This is a genomic window from Paenibacillus sp. FSL M8-0212, assembly GCF_038004645.1.
In the GTDB taxonomy this organism is placed as follows: Bacteria; Bacillota; Bacilli; order Paenibacillales; family Paenibacillaceae; genus Paenibacillus.
In genome coordinates this window covers 1,241,448-1,262,161 of record NZ_JBBORP010000001.1, presented here as the reverse complement: position 1 = coordinate 1,262,161, position 20,714 = coordinate 1,241,448, and the positions used below count along the sequence as shown (strand labels likewise).

The window sequence follows — 20,714 nt, the reverse complement described above, 5'->3', positions numbered from 1 at the left end:
GCTTGGGATACAAAATATAGGCAGATGAAATTCATAGAGCAGGGAGATTACGAGGGTATCATGAGACAAAAAGAGATTTTAATTATTGAGGACGAGGAGTCCATTCGCGATATTTTGTCCTATTCGTTACGTAAGGAAGGATTTGAGATCAAGGAAGCAGCTACGGGAAAAGAGGGGCTGGATCTGCTTCGGGATTCGAAGCCGGATCTGATTCTGTTGGACCTGATGCTGCCAGATATGAGCGGTTTTGATGTGTGCAGACAACTATCTGTGAATTCCAAGATACCTGTCATCATGATTACTGCAAAGTCGGACATGCTGGACAAGGTACTTGGCATGGAGCTGGGGGCAGATGACTATATCACGAAGCCTTTTGATATCCGTGAAGTGGTTGCGCGCATTCGGGCGATCTTTCGCCGGATTGATCTGATTAGCGAGACACTGGAGAATCAGTCCTATGAGGTGGTAAGGCTTGGCAAACATATTGAGATCCGCAAGGATGAACGGGAAGTGTGGAAAGACGGGGAACGGGCAGGACTCACGAATAAAGAATATGATCTGTTGTTATTTCTCGTGACCCATCATCGTAAGGTTCATACACGTTCTGAACTACTGGACAAGGTATGGGGATTTGATTTTGCAGGGGACACTCGAACGGTGGATATTCACGTGCAACGGATTCGCAAGAAGTTGGATAGTGGTGCGCAGGGCATTTCGATGATTGAAACGGTATTCGGTGTGGGGTACAAGCTGAATATTCAGGTACAGACATGAAGTGGACGATCCAGTTCAAAATGGTGGTGTTATTCTCGGTCATTGTCTTTATCGGATTCTCTGTTCTGCTGATTCTGTCCAATAAGGTGGCAGAGGAGAATATGTACCGGGAAGTGCATGAGGATATGGTGCAATCCAAAAGAAATCTGGACATCGCGCTCAATCAGTACTTCCTGATTCATAACAAACGCATGAGCAGAGACTCGCTCGAAGCAGGAAGTCGCGAGCTCGCGGAGCAGATTGGATCAGCCGTTGGCGGGAAGATTACGGTATACCGTCCTGATGCTTCGCCTTACGGATCTGCTGGCAGCGAGGTTAATGTTGCCAAGCGATCTGACCATCCTGATGTGGAGCAAGCCATACAATCCCGGATCGCTTACACCACCGTTGTGGATAAAGGTCGGGTCATCTCCAGTCTGTCCTTCCCACTTCAGATGGATCAACAATTGATTGGCATTGTACAGTTGGAAAAGGATTACACGGATTTGTACAAACGCAATCTTCGGTTCCAGAATACGATCAAGCTGTTTGCAGCGGTTATTTTCGTATTTGTATTTATCGGGTCCATCTTTATTTCCCGGAAAATTACACAACCCATCCGTGTACTCACGAAACGTTCTGCGGAAGTGGCTCAGGGAAGTCTGAATGCGGACATTCAGATTACAACCAAGGATGAGATCGGTGAATTGGCTTCAAGTTTCACCGTCATGATTAATCGGGTACGGGAGCAGATTGATGTGATTGAGCGAGAGCGGGACGAAGTAAAACAAGTGCAGGCGCGAAGCAAAGTCTTTTTTGACAATGTGACGCATGAATTGAAGACACCCTTAACAACGATCCTGGGGTACGCCCAGATTTTGCGGGATAACGGATTTACCGATCAGGACTTTTTTGACAAAGGCATGAATTATATTATCAAGGAAAGCCAGCGTCTCAACACGATGGTTGCGGATATTCTGGAGGTCTCTGTCTCCTCTGCGGTCATTCAGGCGTACCGTTTCGAACGTATCGATGTATCGGATATTATCCGTGAAGCTTGCGAGGATATGTCGATTAAGGCCAGTAAGTACAATATAGGGATTCATTATGAGCTGGAGGAACACCAGTATCTTCAGGGAGATCGGGATAAGCTGAAGGAGGTCTTCCTCAACGTTCTGGATAACTCGGTCAAGTACAGTGATGTGAACTCCATCATCGAAGTGCAATCCTTCCGGTTAGGTGATTCCATTGCTATTGTGATCCGTGATCAGGGAGAAGGAATTGGTGCTGAAGCGCTCCAGCATGTATTTGAACCCTTTTACCAGGATAAAGGAATCAACAGGGCCGAGAAAGGCAGTGCCGGGCTGGGACTGTCTATTGTGAAGAACATCGTTGAGCGTCATGGAGGAACAGTGGAGATGAAGAGCATCATGCGGCAAGGGACACAAGTAAATATCAGTCTTCCGGGGGAAATGAACGCATGAGACATCCTGGATTTTGGCGTAAACACCGAGACATATTGATGCTGTCCGGGCTGTTGATCACATTTGTCAGCGGGATTTTTGGGATTGGAAGTCTGTTCAGTATTGGAAATCTCAAGCCTAGAACAGTAATTTTGCCAAGTGAGCAATTCAACAGTCGTCTGGCGCCACCACCGAGCAGTACGATTCAGATCGAGTCGGCGACCAAGATTCCGAATGACTTTGCGATCTTTGATTTTGAAGTGGTAGACCGGAACACGATTATATTGAATCAATCGGAACCTTCCTATTCAGGGCTTCAGCTGTCTCTCCTGCATCTGGATGATAATGAAGTGAAGAATATTGCGAGTAATACGGATTATGGCTTTGCAATCAGTCCAAATCACAAGAAAATCATATATTCCCAGTACCGGGCGGGTCAGGCGCAGAAGACATCGTATGAGTATGTGATTGAGGATGGGAAACGTCGCAAGCTTCCGAACGACAACTCGTATTATCGAGTGTTTGTAGGGAACGAATCCTACATTGGTCAGGATGATCTGTTATTTAAACAAGTTGATCTGAGCCAGGGGACGAGTCATATCATCTACACGTATGAAGAGCTGATGGACATGTTCACAGGATCGAAACAAGGGAAAAGTTCGAATGATACGTTTATCGTAATGGATGTGTTGCAGGTTAGCGAAGATCTGAAGCAGTTTTATATGCTGGTGATGCTGAAAGACAAGTATGCCATCTATCGTGTATCGCTTGGGGACGGGCATGAAGTGAAGGCGTATGCTGCAATGGAAGACATTCTACAATTCAAGTTGCTGAAAAATGGTGACATGCTCATCCAGGGAACGATGAATAAGGTACAGGGACTATATCGGTATCGTGCAGCGCAGGAGCAATATGATCTGGTATTAAAAGGTTCTATCTGGAACTTCGAACTGGATGCAGATGAATCGCGAATAGCTTACTTTTACCCGATGGACAATCAGAATCAGAAGAGTGAGTTGCATGTTGCTTACCTGAATGACAGCAAGCTTTCGTCAGATACGGTGATCTACCGCAATATTGATAACTTTACTAATCTGAAGTGGAATAACGATGAGCTATTTGCAGTGGGCAGTACGATGGATAAAAGTGAGTTGTACCGCTTTAGTTTCAGAGCCTGGTAAGCTGTGGAAGGTATACGAATATAAGACCTTGGTCTGGTGGAGCTGGCGATATCTCCTCTGCGGACAAGGTCTTTTTGTTATGACATTTTACAAGTTGGATACAACTCCGGTCAGCCCGGATACATCTCCACCCTATAATTAAATAGAAATGTGCTACGCGAATCTTTTTGAACAACCTCTGTACATATTTAGCAAGTAGAAAGGAAGACATGTAGCAATGCTTCAAGTTGAACAATTATCCCACTCGTTCCGCAATGGCCAGGGAACCGTGCCGGTGCTTCAGGATATCAACCTGACGATTGAAGAAGGCAAGATGGTAGCCCTGCTTGGCAGTTCTGGTTCGGGGAAGTCCACGCTGCTGAATCTGATGGCGGGGCTGATGAAACCGGATCAGGGCAAGATTCTAATTGCGGGACAAGATATTGTGCGTTTCAGTGAAAATCGCCTGGCTGAGTTCAGGCGCAGTCACATCGGGTTTATTTTCCAGTCCTATGAGCTGCTGTCTAATCTTACGATCCGGGAAAATGTAGAGTTACCTTTGGTGTTCATGGGCATCAGCCCTTCGAAACGCAAAGCAAAAGCATTGAAGTTGCTGGAACAGGTTGGACTGAGTGAAAAAGCAAACTTGTTCCCGTCTCAGTTGTCGGGCGGTCAACAACAACGTGTCAGTATTGCACGCTCGCTCATTACCGAACCTTCGGTGATCTTTGCAGATGAGCCTACCGGGAATCTGGATACCGAGACGGAGGAAGAGATTATTGCGATTTTGCAGCAGCTTAACCGGGATATGAATACCACCTTTGTCATTGTGACACATGAAGCAGAGGTCGCGGAGCAGATGCAGGTCGTACTGACACTGCAACATGGCATACTGGTCGAAGAAGCAGTAAGGGAAGTTTGAGGCAAAAGGAGAGGAAATGTGAGAATACGGGATGTAGTACGTATGGCCTGGGGACAGATCATTCGCAGAAAAATGGTCACACTGCTGTGCATGATGGGGCTGTCCATCGGCTCTGCCGCCATGATCATTGCACTTAGCGTGGGGCAGTCCGTACAGACCTACAGCGAGAAAACATTGAACGACAATTACAAGATGGATGAAATCACGATTACACCCAATGAGGGCATACGTACTGGCAACGGCAAGGGGAATGGTCAGACATCGAAGTTTGAACGGGGAGCATTGACGTTGGAAAAGATTCAGATTATCCAAAGACTTCCTCATGTTGTTGCCGTGGCTCCCATGTTAAAGCTGGATTCGCTGGAAATGGTGCTTCCGGATGGTCGCAGCACGTATGTTGAGGTCATTGGTACCCAGCTGGAGACCTTGGGCGGGTTTGGATACAAGTACGCTGAGGGACGTGGGGCAGAGGATGGTCGTATGGCGGTAACCAGTTATGGGGCTGCATTCGGACTCGTGGACCCCAAAGTAACTCAGAAGTTATTCGAGCAGTTGAATGCTGATCCGTATAACACTGAGCTTTTGGAGCAGTTTACGGAAATGTCCGCCAAGCAGGATCAGCTGGTTCAGCAGCTGGTTCAGTTCCGATATGAAGATTATGCAAATGCGAGCAAAACCAAAATGAGTGGCTCTATACGCGTGTCTGGAGAGTTGACGAAGCCTTCCAACATGGATGAGATGAGTGCTCAAAATGATAAAAAGGTATTTCTGCCGCTCGATACAGCTCGTGCATTGCAGGATGAGCTTGGATTACAGCAGGCCGACAGCAGTGCGGCCAAACATCTTAACTCGGCTCTGGTCAAGGTTGAGGACAAACGTTATGTATCTCAGGTGGAAGAACAGATTAAAAAGCTGACGTTAAACACACAGAGTAATCTGTTCCAGGAGGAAGCGATGGCAGGTCAATTGGCGATGTACCAGAAAGCGGCATTGGGGATCGGTGGTTTTATCATGCTGCTGGCCTCATTATCCATTATTGTAGCGATGATTATGTCTACGCATCAGCGTCGTAAACAGATTGGTGTGATGAAGGTGCTGGGTGCAAATCTATGGCAGATCCGCCAGATGTTTATTACGGAAGCAGCGATGCTTGGATTGATGGGCGGCGTGGCTGGTGTTGGGATTGCCTTTGCTGCCCTCGGCGGGGTGAACAGCCTGCTGGCGAGTCAGATGGCAGATCAGATGAATGGTCCGATGACCGTCGTTATTCAGCAGTCGGCTCTGCCACTTGGCATCGTTTTTGCTATTCTGGTTGGCATTGTATCAGGTATATATCCGGCAATCAGCGCATCTCGGACCAATGCATTAACTGTGATCAAATCAATGTAATTTTATCAGTGAAAGGGAAATTGGGCACATGAAGAAATGGATTAAAATCATTATCACTGTTGTACTTTTGGCAGGTGCAGGGTACTGGCTGTATGAAAAATACAAGCCAAAACCGGAGGCGCCTATAGAGATTCCGCCCCCGATTACCTTTGATGTGACACAGGAAACGATGACGCAATCGATACAGGTGAAGGGGAAATCCGTATACACCGATCAGACCGATATCTTCGCTCCGTATGCTTCCAACATCAAGCAGTGGCACGTGAAAAGTGGTGAGCAGGTGAGCAAAGGGGATATCCTGTTTACTCTGGACACATCCACATTACTAACGGAAGTAGAACAACTGCAGAGCGATCTGGAGAAAGCCCAGTTGGAAAATAAGATGAATCAGGTTAGCCTGGATCAGGCGAATATGAGCGAGGCGCTTGGCGTGACGGAAGAGGAGCGCAAGAAGGCATTTGCAGATCGAGAAGGTAAACGCCTGACCAATGAGTTGAATCAAAAAGCGCTGGTCCTCAAGGAGAAGGAGATACAGAAAAAGCAGGCAGTAATAAGTAAGTCTGTTGTGTATGCTTCTGCTTCCGGTATATTTCAGATGAATGAAGAGGACAGCAAGACACGTGCAGTGACGGAAGGACAGCTAATCGGGTCCATTACAAATATCAGCAAACTGAAATTCATGACGATTGTTGGTGAAGAAGAAATGTTCAGGCTTAAGGTGGGGATGCCGGTTAAGGTACGAATGACAGCGCAGAAAGACCTGGAATTCACCGGGAAGGTGAGCAAGGTATCCAAATTCGCCCGCAAGAGTACCGATACGGACCTCAAGCAAGCTTCCCAGTTTGACGTGGTCATTGATCTGAAGCCGGACGCCAGAATGTATGGAGGCGTGAGTCTGGAAGGGGATATTGAGACGATGCGTAAGGATAAAGTGACGGTTGTGTCCAGCCTGGCGATCATGCGAGATCAGACCGAACCTTACGTACTGTTAGACAAAGGGAACGGACAGACAGAGCCGCTGACCATCCAGGCTGGAATGGAATCGGGGGACAAGACGGAAGTGGTTAGTGGCTTGAAACCGGGAGACATTGTCGTTTTGCCCTAGACGTAGGAATTTAAGAACAAGGCATCGTATGTAGTGACGATCTAGATGAGCGGGTTTATTCGGCATTGAAAAACACGAGGTTCATTGTGGCAGATTGCCAGGATGAACCTCGTGTGTCTTTTGGAGCAAGGGATGTCCAGAATCCTGCCTGAATTATGGAAAAAAATATAATTAAATTTATATAATTCAATTTACAGTAATATTTACATGTCGTATAATCAGAACATAAGGAGGTGACACCGAACATCATGTTTGTAGATGGATAGGCGAAGGCCTTTTTTTTAACTGTTTAAAGAAAGCGCTTACCCAATTTGGGATTCAGACATCCCGTAAGTCATTGTTCACACTTCTTCATGTCTAACACACGTTTAACCACACCCACCATATTATACTCATTCACATGATTAGCCCTCACACACCATTTGTTTGCTCAAGATTCCAGTCATACAACCATTTCTTTTGGAGGTGATACAACCAACTCATCCGAACGTTCTCTTCGTGCTAAGCATCATAATGACACAGAGGATCAGACATGAGTACAACCCAATCTAACTAAAGGAAAGGTGGAACTATGAAGACTAAATTGAAAACCAAATCGAGAGGTAAGAAAATCCTGCGCAAAGGTGTAAAACAAATGCTGGCTGCAACGCTGCTCGCTGCGGGGATTTTCCCTGGATTGTCTCCAGGCTTGACTCAGGCGGCTGAAGCACATGTGGATAATCCATTTGTAGGGGCAACCGCTTATCTGAACCAGGACTACTCGGCTCTCGTGGATACGTCCATTGCGCTGACCAACGATGCATCGTTGAAGGCCAAGATGGAGACCGTCAAATCGTATCCAACCGCAGTATGGATTGACAGGATTGCTGCAATCTATGGCGGCTCGGACAACGCTGGTCGCAAAAGTGTAGAGCAACATCTTGATGCCGTTCTTGCTCAAAAGAAACCGGGTACGCCAATAACGGCTTCATTTGTTATTTACAATCTGCCCGGACGGGATTGTCATGCACTTGCATCGAATGGTGAACTTCCACTAACACAGGCAGCACTGCAGACGTATAAAACGGATTATATTGATGTCATAGCAGATATCTTCGCAGATCCGAAGTATCAGGATATTCGTATTATTGCTGTCATTGAACCGGACAGTCTGCCTAACCTTGTGACCAACCTGAGTACACCAGCTTGTGGTCAAGCCAGCTCAACAGGTATCTATGAGGCGGGTGTGAAGTATGCATTGGACAAGCTGCACGCCATTCCGAATGTGTACAACTATCTGGACATCGGCCACTCCGGCTGGCTTGGATGGGATAACAACCGTTCTGCAGCAGTCGCGCTGTATACAAGTGTTGTGCAAGGAACAGCCGCAGGTCTGAGCAGTGCAGATGGCTTCATTACAAATACAGCAAACACTACACCGCTGGGGGAGCCGAACCTGTCTAACCCTGATCTCAATATCGGTGGACAACCGATTAAATCGGCCAAGTTTTATGAGTGGAATCCTTATTTTGACGAAACCGATTTCACTGCTGCGCTGTATGCCGATTTCGTACAAGCTGGCTGGCCAAGCAGCACAGGTTTCCTGATTGATACTAGCCGGAATGGGTGGGGCGGGGTAGACCGTCCAGCATCTGCTACGGGCAGCAACATCAACGATTATGTGAATTCCGGACGTGTAGATCGCCGGGAGCATCGGGGGAACTGGTGTAATGCCAGTGGCGCAGGTATTGGTGAAGCACCTAAGGCTGCACCAGGACCAGCGCATCTGGATGCTTATGTATGGGTGAAACCTCCGGGTGAATCCGATGGCTCCAGCTCCGAAATTCCGAATAACGAAGGCAAAGGTTTCGACCGGATGTGTGATCCAACCTTCACAACTCGGGATGGTGTATTAACAGGTGCGTTGCCTAATGCTCCGGTATCGGGTCACTGGTTCCATGATCAATTCGTGGCACTGGTGAAAAACGCATTCCCTGTACTGCCTGCCAGTAACGGTGGAGGCAATCCTCCGGGCGGAACAACAGCTCCGGCAGCACCAGCAGCATTGACGGCTACTGCCGGTAATGCTCAAGTCTCCTTGACGTGGACTGCTTCGGCAGGGGCTACAAGTTATAGTGTGAAGCGGGCACTGAGTGCAACAGGTCCATTCACAACAATTGCAGCCAATGTAAGTGGAACATCTTACAGTAACACCGGTTTGATCAATGGTACAACCTATTATTATGTGGTAACGGCAACAAATGCAGTAGGCGAAAGTGTTAACTCTGCAACAGCAACAGCTACACCCGTTGCAGGTGTAACGGCGCCAGCTGCACCGACTGCTCTCACAGCAACCGCGGGCAATGCACAGGTGAGCCTGACGTGGACCGCTTCTACAGGTGCAACAAGTTATAATGTGAAACGCGCACTGAGTGCAACAGGTCCGTTTACAACAATCGCGGCGAATGTGAGTGGTACGTCCTACACGAACACTGCCCTCACGAACGGCACAACGTATCATTATGTGGTAAGTGCAGTGAATACAGCAGGGCAAAGTGCCAATTCCGCTGTAGCTTCCGCGACACCTCAAAGTGTCGTTGTACCAACGAGTGATCTTGTCGTGCAATATCGTGCTGGAGATACCAATGCTCAAGATAGCCAGATCAAACCGTTTTTCAACATCAAAAATCTGGGTAGTACTGCTGTGAATCTGAGTGATCTGAAGATCCGGTATTACTTCTCCAAAGAAGGCTCGGCTGCGATGGATTCTGCCATCGATTATGCTCAAGTTGGCGGAGCCAATATCCAGCGGACCTTCACAGACTCCTATGTTGAGCTGAGCTTCACATCTGGCGCTGGCAGCATTCAGGCTGGTGGACAGACTGGAGACATCCAGCTTCGCATGTACAAAACAGACTGGTCCAACTTTGACGAGACGAATGACTATTCCTTCGATCCAACGAAAACATCCTATCAGGATTGGAATAAGGTAACGCTCTACCAAGGTGGAAACCTGGTATGGGGCATTGAGCCTTAAGCTTTAATTGTAATTGTCTTAACCGCAATCCTCAGTATATTAGAGGATTGCGGTTTTTTGCTATTCATTACAAGAGTCATCTTGAAATGAAGTACTTGATCAACTGAGGAACGTAGTGGAGGGGACGAAATCGATTCTGAAGAAACGAAGTGTTCGCCTTTATCACCGGATTTTAACCTTGGAAAGGGGATGGAAGAAAATCCGGGGATAACAGCGATCATAAGAACGATTCGTAACCGGAACGGATATCCCTCACAGCTGCAAGTTCTTTTTCTCAAATGACTCTAAAAACACTGATTATTGATCGTTTTGGACGGATATTTGCCTAGGGTCTGGCAGGCAGGATGTCTATAATAGAACCCGATGGGCGGGATCACCCCGCTCGGATTGGAAAGAGAATGGAAGGGGGACCGCACTCTGGTAGTCGGGCAAGCTGATTTCTCTTTTTTAATTTTGTAAGCGTAATCATTATGGCGAGTCTGGTCCGTCGAAGAAGGTCTGTACGAATGATCGAACGTCCAATCATCATCAATGTGTATAAGCGTCACCTATTCTGTCTCAAGGAGCGTGAAGGTGGATGAACTCAGAAACAACAGCGCCGGTACATAAGGGATCGGTGTCAGGTCGGCAATCCGGTCGCAGGAAGGCAAGTATGCCACTTGCAGCCAAGGTGCTCTCTTCGGCACTCAGCGTAGCTTTGCTCATAGGAGGAACAGCTGGCGTTACGGGAGCGGAAGCTTCCAACGGTAATGGGGCGTCGGAGGCTGGCCTTCAATCACATAAGGGGGGCAGTCACGTGAAAGAGATTCAACTGGAATATCTGGATCGCGGTCTGGTGGCTGCATCGACATCCGAAGGTGTTTTTCTCAGTTGGAGATTGCTTGGTGACGAGGCCACAGGGTATAGCGACAAAGGGCTGACAGGTACGGACTTTAACGTCTATCGTGATGGTAAAAAGATCGCTACGGTCACTGACAGCACCAACTATGTAGATTCCGCGGGTAAATCGTCTTCCCGTTATGAAGTGGCAGCGGTGAACAAGAAGGGCAAGGAGAGCAAACGCAGTGCATCCGTCAAACCTTGGGCGAACGGGTATGTGGATATTCCACTGCAAAAACCAGCCGATGGCGTGACGCCTGCGGGAGAAGCTTATACGTATTTCGCCAATGACATGAGCGTGGGGGATGTGGACGGGGATGGCCAATATGAGTTTTTCGTCAAATGGGACCCTTCCAACGCCAAGGACGTATCGCAAAAAGGATACACCGGTAAAACCTATATTGATGCTTATACCCTGGACGGACAATTGCTGTACCGGATCGATCTTGGGGTCAACATTCGTGCAGGTGCTCACTATACACAGATGCTCGTTTATGATTTTGACGGGGATGGTAAAGCCGAGATGATGTTCAAGACCGCTCCGGGCACGAAGATTATCCAATATAACAAAAAAGGAAAAGTAACCTCCGAGAAATACATCACGCTTCCCAAGCAGGATCGCAAGGCAGGGTACTCGAACGAAGATGATTATCGTTTAAGTGCGGATGGTTACTACGATCACGTGGTGGATATGTTCAGGAACTGGCATAAACACGATGAGGTTGTGAAGGGCAACTGGCCTGCAACATTGGAAGAGGCTTTTGGAATGGAGAAAAAATATAACTACCCATTATCTCAGCAGGATGCCGAGAGCCTGGCCGACTACTTCATTGATGTATATGCGGTAGAACGCAGCAATCGCAATGAGTTGCGCAAGTTCGAAGGTTTTATTGTGGATGGTCCGGAGTATGTTACGGTATTTGAAGGGAAATCAGGCAAAGAGCTGGAGACCATTCCCTATGAACCTGAGCGTCATGATGACGGCCTGATGTGGGGCGATTATGCCATGGCACGGATTGAACCGGGGAATCGGGTGGACCGTTTCCTGGCAGGCGTGGCGTATTTGGATGGCAAGACACCGTCTGCTATCTTTGCACGCGGATACTATACACGTTCAACGATGGTTGCCTACAATTGGGACGGCAAGAAGCTGAAAAAGGAATGGAAAGTGGACAGCGGCTGGACACCGATGAAGAACCCGTTTAATGATGGGCCACATGGTGTGGATGGCACAGATCCGCAGTATGGCTCCATTACAACTCAGGGTGCGCACTATTTCAGTGTGGCGGATGTGGATGGAGACGGCAAACAGGAGATTATCTATGGCTCCGCTACGATTGATCATGACGGCAGCGTGCTGTACAGCTCCACAGACCTGATGCCTGCCGAGAGTGCTGCACCGGGAACCATTGCTCGTCTGGGTCATGGGGACGCACTTCATGTGGCAGATATTGACCCGGATCGTCCGGGACTTGAGATTTTCATGGTTCACGAGGGTGGCCCTTGGGCGCCATACGGCTATTCCCTGAGGGATGCGAAGACCGGAGAAGTAATCTATGGTGGGTACACAGGGAAAGATACCGGACGCGGCATGGTAGGTGATGTTGATCCGACTCGTCGTGGGCTGGAGACATGGGCTGTAGGATTATGGACAGCTAAGGGTGAGAAAATCAGTGATCAGATGCCGGGAACAAATATGAATATCCGCTGGGCTGGTGACATGACGACACAGATCGTTGATGGTGCGATTGATGTTACACCAACCATCAAAGACTGGAATCGTGGCACGTTGCTGACGGCAACAGGCACATTGACCAACAATCACACCAAAGGTACGCCTTCTCTCGTGGCTGATATCTTCGGGGATTGGCGGGAAGAGATGTTGGTGAGAACGACGGACAGTTCAGCGATTCGTATCTATCTGAGTACCGAGAAGACAGACCGCAAGCTGTACACGCTGATGCATGATGCGATGTATCGTGTGGGCATTGCTGGACAGAACAGTGGATATAACCAGCCGTCCTATCCGTCCTTCTACATGGCATCGGATATGGACTGGTCGAAAGTAACGCTGCCTAAGTTCTTCACGCCAGGTAAGGGCGGAAAGTAAGCAGACCGGAGTAATAATAGCTAGCAATAGCAATATAATGTGTTCATGATCAGACTGTAACGTAACGCAGCGTCGTTAGTTTTAGGCGTTGGCTTCGAAGCTTGGAAGCTCTGGAATCCCCATGTGTCTCGGCACATGGAGGTTTCAGAGCTTTTTTACATAAGGATCTGCGGGCAGAGCTTGGCGTGTTCCCAGCCATCCGTGTTACATCATTCTTTTTCATCGTTGGAGTCTAGATGCTTGGTAGAAGCGAACGCTTTAATAGTGTAGTTTCCTTTATCATGGATCAATGTGGTAATGGAGCACTCGGGGATCAATTGGTTCTGCATAGCTATAAAATCGGAATGCCAGACGTTAAGCTCGCGCTCGGTTAAGGTTTGCACCAGAAAATCAGTAATGAGTCCACCATGTGCAACCACAATAATGTTACTGTTCTCTGGCTCTTCATTAGCTAATTCGGTTAGGAGGGAGGCCAGACGCTCACCAGCCTGTTTGGCCGAGTCTCCCACGGGTGGGATGTAATCTGGGTCAGACGTACATCGATCCCACATCGCAATGAATTCTTCGAATGACTGATCCGGGCAATCGCCCCAATTGGCACGTTCGCGCAGGCGAGGATCTTCGGTTATATGGGAATGGGTGTGGCGGGCAATCATACTTGCGGTTTCTTGGGCTCGTCGAAGTGGACTGGTAAGGATTTTAGTAACGGGAGAGATGGCTTTGGCAAAATGAAGTGCTGTGACTTCGGCTTGTAAAACCCCTTCCGAAGTGAGGGGAACATCCCCGATTCGTCGTTCTTTGAGACCATGTCTCACCAAATGAAAGGTGGTACTCATGAGTGGAAACCTCCTTAAGTATAGACAGTCATATATATTAATTAGATAATATGCTAATTATACGTTTATCTAATTAAATAATACAATGAGGCTTTTAACTAAGACAGTTTATATCGAACATACAGAATTGTTACAATAGAGAAAAGTGAGGATCGATCGTTGAAGGACTGGAGGTATGGATATGAGCATCACGAATCGCTGGACAGGAAGCCTGTATCAGGAGGCGTTGCGAACAGAGGATTGTGGACCGCGTTTTTACGCGTACTACTATAAGCAATGGGACAACTATCGTATGTCCTATCACCATCATGATTCGACGGAGATCATGTATATTATTTCGGGAATGTGCCGGGTGGATGTGCAGATGCCGGATGGGGGCTCGGAGCAGGCCGTTTTGAAAAAAGGACAGTTCATCATGCTCGACGCAGGTGTCCCGCACCGTTTGCTGGTGGAAGATGGTGTGCCTTGCCGGATGCTTAATGTGGAGTTTGGATTCTCAGGCTCACCTCCCGGACAGTTATCCATCCGCCAGCTTGCGCTGGAAGAGGAAGAAGTCCAAGCTTTACTTACTAATGCTTCGCCATATCTGGTATTGCCTGACCCGGAAGAGGTGTATCACATTATGAAAAGTCTGGTGTTGGAACTCGATCAACGCGGTCTGCTGGATCAAGGAAGATCAACCGTGCCGATGAAGATCATTCCGCCAGAGGAAAGGTTGCGGCACCGCGAAGCCCGGAATCTCTCGTCCCCGGAACAGGGTATGCTGGTGCGTACGCTGTTCATCCAGTTGTTGGTTCGTGTTGCACGTCTGCGCGGAGAAATGAGTCGTAGCGCGACAGATCAGGCGGAGTTGTATGTCAAACGAACCATTGAATTCATGCATCACAATATGGATCGCAACATTCAGATGAAGGATATCGCGGCAGCCGTCAATCTGCATCCGGGCTATTTACATCGCATTTTTCGTCAGCACACGCAGCGGACACCGACCGACTACCTGACGATGCTTCGCATGGAGAAGGCCAAGATGCTTCTTCAGCAGACCAATATCCCGATTTCAGAGATATCCGATTATGTAGGGGTAGGCAGTCGTCAGTATTTTCATATGTTGTTCAAAAAGACGACGGGCATGACTCCGGTCGAATTTCGCTCCTCTATGGAACGACATGTTAGTCAGTACCCGTCGGATGAATAGGCCAATAGCTGTTTATTTCGAATGCAAATGGATTATCGGATCTAACGCATAAAAGTTAGGATTTTTGACAACAAGATCTTGAACAGGTCATGATTTTGATAACGCTTCCCTATTTGTCGTTGGTACAATGATTTCATGAAGAGAGTCATTAACCGAAGCAAAAGATTCGGATTAGGGGAGGACATAGCATGTCGTTTAAAGTGGCGTTTATCGGGGCAGGAAGTATCGGATTTACACGGGGATTGCTAAGGGATTTGCTCACGGTACCGGAGTTTAACAACATTGAAATTGCGTTCTGCGATATTAGCCAGCACAATCTGGACATGGTGACTGAGCTGTGTCAGCGGGATATCCGTGAGAATGGATTGAATATTCAGATTCAGCCGACAACGGATCGTAAAGAAGCATTGAAAGATGCGAAGTATGTACTGTGTACGATTCGTGTCGGGGGACTGGAAGCATTTGCAACCGATGTGGATATTCCACTGAAATATGGGGTAGATCAATGTGTTGGCGATACGCTGTGTGCAGGCGGCATTATGTACGGACAACGCGGAATCGCCGAAATGCTGGATATCTGCAAAGATATTCGTGAACAGAGCGCACCTGACGTGCTGCTCTTGAACTATTCCAATCCGATGGCGATGCTCACATGGGCCTGCAATAAGTATGGCGGTGTACGGACGATCGGACTGTGTCATGGCGTACAGCATGGTCATCATCAGATTGCGGAAGCTTTTGGATTGAAAAAGAGTGAAGTGGATATTGTTTGTGCCGGCATCAACCATCAGACCTGGTATATCCAGGCTTCTCATGAAGGTAAAGACCTTACAGGAGATCTGCTCGAAGCCTTCGAGAAACATCCGGAGTACAGCCGCACTGAGAAAGTGCGAATCGATATGCTGCGCCGCTTCGGATATTACAGTACAGAATCAAATGGTCATCTGAGTGAATACGTGCCGTGGTACCGCAAACGTCCGGAAGAGATCAACGACTGGATTGACCTCGGCAACTGGATCAACGGAGAGACGGGTGGATATTTGCGGGTGTGTACCGAGGGGCGCAACTGGTTCGAGACTGATTTTCCAAACTGGATGAAGGATGAACCGATGCAATTCATTCCGGAAAAACGGGGCGAGGAGCACGGTTCGTACATTATTGAAGGGCTGGAGACGGGACGTGTCTATCGTGGACATTTCAATACCGTTAATCATGGAGTAATCTCGAACCTGCCGGATGATGCGATTATTGAGGCACCGGGATATGTGGATCGCAACGGTATCTCTATGCCGCATGTAGGGGATCTGCCTCTTGGCCCGGCTGCGGTATGTAATGTGAGCATTTCCGTGCAGCGGCTTGCGGTTGAAGCCGCGGTGAACGGAGATGACAAATTACTTCGTCAGGCGTTCATGATGGACCCACTCGTGGGTGCCGTGTGTAATCCAAAAGAAATCTGGCAGATGGTCGACGAGATGCTGGTTGCACAGGCCCAGTGGTTGCCGCAGTACGGAGATGCGATTGCAGCTGCAGAAGCAAGACTTGCTGCAGGTGATCTGATTCCAACGAAGGAATATGAGGGCGCTGCTCGTCTCAAAGTGAAAACGGTGGAAGAGATGCAACAGGATCGCGATGCTGCGAACAAAAATGCGGGCGAATCCGATAAAGGAAAAGATCGCGAGAAAGTGCAGCAATAGATAAAGGCAGGATGTACAACAACGAAATATAAAGAGTAGACGGGGCCCTCTCCAGTATTGGAGGGGCTCTGTTTGATTCTATTTTTTCTCAACGACACGAACCACAAATGTAAAAGAAGTATCTCCCAGGCTGATCTGTGAATCTTGAGGGGAAGACCAGCGGACAAATGCTCCATAATAATGTGTCCCTGGTTCCTTGGGAAGTTGGAAGGTCCCATCCGAAGAAGTAACGTATGCATTGCGGTTGTCCACAAATTCAGAAATACTTATCTCATCCGGGGGGATATCTGTGCCCATGTCTATGGATAAATCCTCACCGGCAAGAACTTGGACCGGAGTGTTGTCTTCAAAATTTAGACTAGCGTAATCAGCGCAGGTGCCTCCCCAGCAATAACTGCCCTGTATAGCAGGAATAGAGATGCCGCTTTCGCTCTGAATGGTTGGCGTAGGCAGTTTCTGAGGTAAGTTGGGTTCCGGTTCATGAACCTGTTTTGATCCCATTTCGACTTCCTTTGTACCATGACTTGAAGTAGGATTACAGCCGGATAATATCAGCATAGTTGAAAGAAAAACCAATGTGGTCAATATTCTTATCGTATTGAAGAATTTTATTTCATTCACCTCCCTAATATTTTCCAGACGAAAAGTGAGAGAGAAATGTTGCTAATCAATGAGTGGGTACGGAGTTGAAGGGGCTACAAAATTGGGATTTCCAATATGCGAGAAGCTGGTAGAACCGGCACAAGTGAAAGAGGTTTTTTCACAGATTGTTGACAATTAAGCTGCATGAAATAGAAGGAAATAGGCAAGAGACTCGACTCTTCTCCCATGCTATGTTATTATAAATCTCTGATAACGTGGTAACGAACTAAAGCGTTTGGGTTTTGGTTATAGACATGGAGGGGTTCGAGAGATGAGAAAAAAAGCGATTCTACTATTATTCATTAGCATATGTGTATTGATTGTGGCTGGTTGTTCCAGTTCCGCAAGCAAAGACGATAACACGATTGTTGTAGGAATTGATGACAAGTTTGCTCCAATGGGTTTCCGGGACGAGCAGAATGAAATTGTTGGTTTTGATATTGATTACGCAAGAGCTGCAGCGGAGAAAATGGGTAAAGAAATCACATTCCAGCCAATCGACTGGTCTTCCAAAGAATCAGAGCTGAACAGTGGCCGGATCGACATGATCTGGAACGGGTACACCATTACGGATGAGCGTAAAGAGAAAGTGCTCTTCACGAAGCCGTATTTGGAAAATAGTCAGGTAGCCATTACCTTGGCAGACTCACCAATTACGAAGCTGGATGAACTCGATGGCAAAAATGTGGGATTGCAGGCACTGTCCTCCGCGGCAGATGCACTGGCAGCCAGTCCTCTGAAGGATAAAGTGAAAGCTTCCGAATTCAAGGATAACGTGCTTGCACTGACTGATCTGAAGACAAAACGTCTGGATGCGGTCATCATTGATGAAGTGGTAGCGAGATACTACATGTCCAAAGAAGAGGGAACATTCAAACTGATGGATGAATCTCTTGCACCGGAACAATATGGCATTGGTATCAAAAAAGGCAATGAAGAGCTTCTGAATCAGTTGCAAAAAGCGCTGGATGAGTTGAATGCAGACGGAACAGCGGCTAAGATCTCCACTCAATGGTTGGGTGAAGATAAGGTTCTGAAATAGGCAGGTTACACACCTGATATATAGTTAGAAACAAAACGGACCCCGTATTCCATGCTGGAGCGATTTATGCTTCGGAGGAATGCGGGGTTAACAGATTAGAGGAGACAAAATAATGAGTTGGGATTATCTATCGACCATTTTAAAACCGATGTTAGAGGGTGCACAGACCACCATTTTCATGTTCTTGCTGGCGATCGTGTTATCTGTGCCGCTTGGATTTGCAGTCACGCTCGCGATGAGAAGCCAAATTAAACCGCTGGCGTGGATTGCCCATACCTACGTCTACGTAATGCGAGGAACACCACTGCTGCTCCAAATTCTATTCTTCTGCTTCGGGTTACCGTTGCTTCCGGTAATTGGGGAATACTTGGTGTTTGATCGTTTTGTTGCGGCAGGGATTGCGTTCATTCTGAACTATGCGGCTTACTTTGCGGAAATCTTCAGGGGCGGACTGCTTTCCATTGATAAGGGGCAACATGAAGCGGCGAAAGTTCTGGGATTAACGAAGTGGCAGACAATGACCAAAGTCATCATCCCTCAGATGATTCGTGTAGTATTGCCCGCAACGGCCAATGAGTCCATTACGCTCATCAAGGATACGGCACTGCTCTATGCTGTTGCTGTACCAGAGCTGTTGTATTATGCACAAGCGGCGGTGAATCGCGACATAAAGCTGTTACCTTTCTTCGTGGCGGCGGTTATGTATCTGCTCATGACACTCGTACTCACCGTGCTGTTCAAGCTACTTGAGAAGCGGTTTTCATTTGAATAAATTAAATCTGATCAATCAAAGGACTGTCTGCATATGACACATATAATAGAAGTAAATCAGTTGAGAAAATCATTCGGTACACTTGATGTGCTGAAGCAGGTATCTTTCAACGTGGAACCAGGAGAAGTAATTGCCGTGATTGGACCTTCCGGTTCGGGTAAAAGTACAATGCTGCGCAGCCTGATTCATCTGGAGGATATTTCGGGCGGAACGATTCGTATTCAGGATCAGACGCTGGTTGATAATGGTCGTTACGCGGGTGCCGCAGATATTCGCAAGATGACGGATCGCATGGGCATGGTGTTTCAGCATTTTAACTTGTTCCCGCATCTGACTGTGCAGGCTAATCTGGAACTCGCACCGAAGACTTTGAAAAAAGAAAGTTCAAGCGTCATTCGGTACCGCAGTCTGGAATTACTCGGCAAAGTAGGGCTGTCGGACAAGGCCGATGTCTATCCAGCCAATCTGTCCGGTGGACAGAAACAGCGTGTAGCTATTGCCCGCGCACTCATGATGCAACCGGATATCCTCCTGTTCGATGAGCCTACGTCGGCACTCGATCCGGAGCTGACTGGAGAAGTGTTACGCGTAATCAAACAACTGGCACAGGAAAACATGACGATGATGATTGTTACGCATGAGATGGGCTTCGCCCGTGACGTTGCGGATCGTGTATTCTTCATGGATAACGGTGAGATCGCAGAGGCGGGGCCTCCAGAACAGATCTTTGGCAATCCAAAGCTTGCACGTACCCGGACGTTTTTGCAGCGGGTGGAAGTGGAAGGATAGAGAAAACTTCAAATTTAATAAATGTCCATAGAACGCAATCCTATGAGTAATAAGGGATTGCGTTCTTTTTTTGAAAGTAATGCTTATGTCCACAGGTATATGTTCCAGATCATCAATACCAGGGTCAACACGATATAAGTTACTACATTCCAACGTGTTCGAATTCGATAAGTGGTGTAACTCATGATTCCAAACAAAACAATACTAAAACATAAAACAGCTACATTATTTTGATAAAAAGCAATAAGTACAAGTATCAAAATCATAAGTATATTCATGACTTTATCGATTTTCATCTGAGTAATCCCCCAAAGATATTCAGAAAAGTATTACGACTATAATAATATCTATATGTTAGAGGTATTCTTGATTTGTATCATCACACGGATAAACGGTTCTTAAATTCATATCCTTGAAGTACAATCTACAAGCTTATGGATTTATATATGCGTGTCCGGGGATGATGGAAATAAAATAAATCTAAAGGTAATTCATAATTAACACAATATGGATATTATTTTTCCTATTAATCAATTATAATGAACATACTTAAAGAATAGGGAGGATTTACCTTGGAACATCGCGAAAATGATGTGGATCGTTATTATAATGACACATTGCCACCACCGCCTTATGTAGTACCAAAGACCAATAGTAAGTCAATTGTATCACTAGTTTTGGGGATTCTGTCCGTCACGATTCCTTACGTGGGAATTTTAATCGGCATCATCGCGATTATATTTGCATCTTTAGCCTTCAAAGAGATCAGAGTTCGCATGGAGCAAGGCAGAGGATTAGCCATTGCTGGACTTGTTTGTGGAATCATCGGTACAGCGATGTATGTATTACTTATTTTGCTCGTGCTATTGTTTAGTTTCGCTATCTCAAGTTCTGAAATTTACTCTACATACTAGAAATATGAAGTTAGCAAACTTAGATTGTAGCTA

At 47.1% G+C, this 20,714-nt stretch carries 16 protein-coding genes; 14 read left to right on the top strand and 2 right to left on the bottom strand.

The window, feature by feature from the left end; genetic code table 11:
• The first annotated feature begins 60 nt into the window (after window positions 1-60).
• The 8 genes from MKX68_RS05730 (at window position 61) to MKX68_RS05695 (ending at window position 12,797) form a co-directional block, all read left to right on the top strand.
• Complete coding sequence (locus MKX68_RS05730; protein ID WP_210109649.1) at window positions 61-774, top strand: response regulator transcription factor; 714 nt, start codon at window positions 61-63, stop codon at window positions 772-774.
• Complete coding sequence (locus tag MKX68_RS05725) at window positions 771-2,237, top strand: sensor histidine kinase (RefSeq protein WP_340909869.1); 1,467 nt, start codon at window positions 771-773, stop codon at window positions 2,235-2,237. Before MKX68_RS05730 ends, MKX68_RS05725 begins: the two co-directional genes overlap by 4 nt.
• Window positions 2,234-3,397 carry a hypothetical protein gene (locus MKX68_RS05720; protein ID WP_338591452.1) on the top strand — a complete coding sequence of 388 codons (1,164 nt, stop codon included), beginning with the start codon at window positions 2,234-2,236 and terminating at the stop codon, window positions 3,395-3,397. Before MKX68_RS05725 ends, MKX68_RS05720 begins: the two co-directional genes overlap by 4 nt.
• A gap of 217 nt (window positions 3,398-3,614) precedes the next feature.
• Window positions 3,615-4,298 carry an ABC transporter ATP-binding protein gene (locus MKX68_RS05715; RefSeq protein WP_338591454.1) on the top strand — a complete coding sequence of 228 codons (684 nt, stop codon included), beginning with the start codon at window positions 3,615-3,617 and terminating at the stop codon, window positions 4,296-4,298.
• Window positions 4,299-4,316: 18 nt separating this feature from the next.
• Window positions 4,317-5,687 (top strand): ABC transporter permease, encoded by a 1,371-nt coding sequence (locus tag MKX68_RS05710; RefSeq protein WP_338591457.1) that lies wholly within the window; start codon window positions 4,317-4,319, stop codon window positions 5,685-5,687.
• 28 nt (window positions 5,688-5,715) lie between these two features.
• Window positions 5,716-6,792, top strand: coding sequence for an efflux RND transporter periplasmic adaptor subunit (locus MKX68_RS05705; protein WP_338591460.1), 1,077 nt, complete (start codon window positions 5,716-5,718; stop codon window positions 6,790-6,792).
• 571 nt (window positions 6,793-7,363) lie between these two features.
• The gene (locus MKX68_RS05700; protein WP_340909859.1) at window positions 7,364-9,808 is read left to right on the top strand and encodes a glycoside hydrolase family 6 protein; all 2,445 of its coding nucleotides are present in this window, start codon (window positions 7,364-7,366) and stop codon (window positions 9,806-9,808) included.
• A 652-nt stretch (window positions 9,809-10,460) separates the two neighbouring features.
• Window positions 10,461-12,797: a rhamnogalacturonan lyase gene (locus tag MKX68_RS05695; RefSeq protein WP_340915303.1), complete on the top strand. Its 2,337-nt coding sequence runs from the start codon at window positions 10,461-10,463 to the stop codon at window positions 12,795-12,797.
• Window positions 12,798-13,006: 209 nt separating this feature from the next.
• Here MKX68_RS05695 and MKX68_RS05690 read toward each other — a convergent pair whose 3' ends face one another.
• On the bottom strand, window positions 13,007-13,633 hold the full coding sequence (locus MKX68_RS05690; protein ID WP_340909857.1) for a histidine phosphatase family protein: 627 nt from the start codon (window positions 13,631-13,633) through the stop codon (window positions 13,007-13,009).
• Window positions 13,634-13,814: 181 nt separating this feature from the next.
• Here MKX68_RS05690 and MKX68_RS05685 point away from each other — a divergent pair, with 181 nt between their 5' ends.
• Together MKX68_RS05685 and MKX68_RS05680 are read left to right on the top strand one after the other, a co-directional pair.
• Window positions 13,815-14,828, top strand: a complete 1,014-nt coding sequence (locus tag MKX68_RS05685; protein ID WP_340909854.1) for an AraC family transcriptional regulator — start codon at window positions 13,815-13,817, stop codon at window positions 14,826-14,828.
• A 188-nt stretch (window positions 14,829-15,016) separates the two neighbouring features.
• Window positions 15,017-16,522, top strand: coding sequence for an alpha-glucosidase/alpha-galactosidase (locus MKX68_RS05680; protein ID WP_340909852.1), 1,506 nt, complete (start codon window positions 15,017-15,019; stop codon window positions 16,520-16,522).
• Between the two features lie 78 nt (window positions 16,523-16,600).
• Here the strand turns inward: MKX68_RS05680 and MKX68_RS05675 are convergent, their stop codons facing one another.
• Entirely contained in the window at window positions 16,601-17,107 is a 507-nt protein-coding gene (locus MKX68_RS05675) for a hypothetical protein (RefSeq protein WP_340909849.1), read from the bottom strand.
• Between the two features lie 328 nt (window positions 17,108-17,435).
• Here MKX68_RS05675 and MKX68_RS05670 point away from each other — a divergent pair, with 328 nt between their 5' ends.
• From MKX68_RS05670 to MKX68_RS05655, 4 genes are all read left to right on the top strand, one after another.
• Window positions 17,436-18,206 carry an amino acid ABC transporter substrate-binding protein gene (locus MKX68_RS05670; RefSeq protein ID WP_036606344.1) on the top strand — a complete coding sequence of 257 codons (771 nt, stop codon included), beginning with the start codon at window positions 17,436-17,438 and terminating at the stop codon, window positions 18,204-18,206.
• 112 nt (window positions 18,207-18,318) lie between these two features.
• Window positions 18,319-18,978 (top strand): amino acid ABC transporter permease, encoded by a 660-nt coding sequence (locus MKX68_RS05665; protein ID WP_338591479.1) that lies wholly within the window; start codon window positions 18,319-18,321, stop codon window positions 18,976-18,978.
• A 33-nt stretch (window positions 18,979-19,011) separates the two neighbouring features.
• Complete coding sequence (locus tag MKX68_RS05660; protein WP_340909845.1) at window positions 19,012-19,767, top strand: amino acid ABC transporter ATP-binding protein; 756 nt, start codon at window positions 19,012-19,014, stop codon at window positions 19,765-19,767.
• Between the two features lie 572 nt (window positions 19,768-20,339).
• Complete coding sequence (locus MKX68_RS05655) at window positions 20,340-20,681, top strand: DUF4190 domain-containing protein (RefSeq protein ID WP_105600913.1); 342 nt, start codon at window positions 20,340-20,342, stop codon at window positions 20,679-20,681.
• Window positions 20,682-20,714: the final 33 nt, after the last annotated feature.